Annotated in this window: 2 protein-coding genes; both read right to left on the bottom strand. The window is 67.9% G+C overall.

Translation table 11 applies throughout. From position 1 onward, the window contains the following. Window positions 1-339, bottom strand: a 339-nt coding sequence (locus tag AC1DSO_RS24790) for a phosphoenolpyruvate-utilizing N-terminal domain-containing protein (RefSeq protein ID WP_477071336.1), incomplete at its 3' end; no start/stop codon positions are given. After that, a partial coding sequence (locus tag AC1DSO_RS24785; protein WP_477071335.1) for a hypothetical protein occupies window positions 336-589 on the bottom strand: 254 nt, incomplete at its 5' end. The genes AC1DSO_RS24785 and AC1DSO_RS24790, both read right to left, overlap by 4 nt.

The raw sequence follows: 589 nt of genomic DNA, 5'->3' as shown, positions 1-589 counted from the left end.
GATTTCGTACTGCGTGGTCAGCGCCCACTCGGCGTTGTAGTGGCGGTCGGTGATCCAGTGCTTCACGCCGCTGATCAGCTGCTCGTCCTGCAGCAGCATCAGGTGCACGTCCAGCAGCGCGGCGAGTTCATGCGGCGCGTCCTTGGGCAGGTCCTGCTGCAGGCGTGTGATTTCCTCCACCACCGCATTGCGCGACACTCGCACCCGCGTGATCTCGTCCGCCGTCTTGGCATCGTCGACAAAATAGTGCGCCACGTCGGCGCGGCTGGACGCCACGAGCACGGCACGGCCGATCGCGATGCCGCGTGAAACAGCCAGGCCGTGGACGGAAAAAGTCATGCGGCACTCCCTGTTTGCGGCGTGGCGGCCGCGTCCAGCACGCATTCGAAGGCCGAGAGCCTGGCCCCCGGCTTGGCGCCCAGCCAGGCGTCCAGCGCGCGCCTGGCCTGGCCGGCTTCCTGCGCCGCGATGCCCAGCCGCCACGAATCGCCGCTGGGGGCCGGCTCGTCATGGTTGTGGCCGCCGTCGGCAAACGGCCGGCCTTCGGAGCAGGCCTTGCACAGGGTATGCAGCGTTTCCGACCAGTTTT

The sequence above is a fragment of the Caulobacter sp. P4_E5 genome (assembly GCF_056401555.1).
Note: the sequence above shows the minus strand (reverse complement) of the source record. Positions and strands in the feature narration are given on the sequence as shown.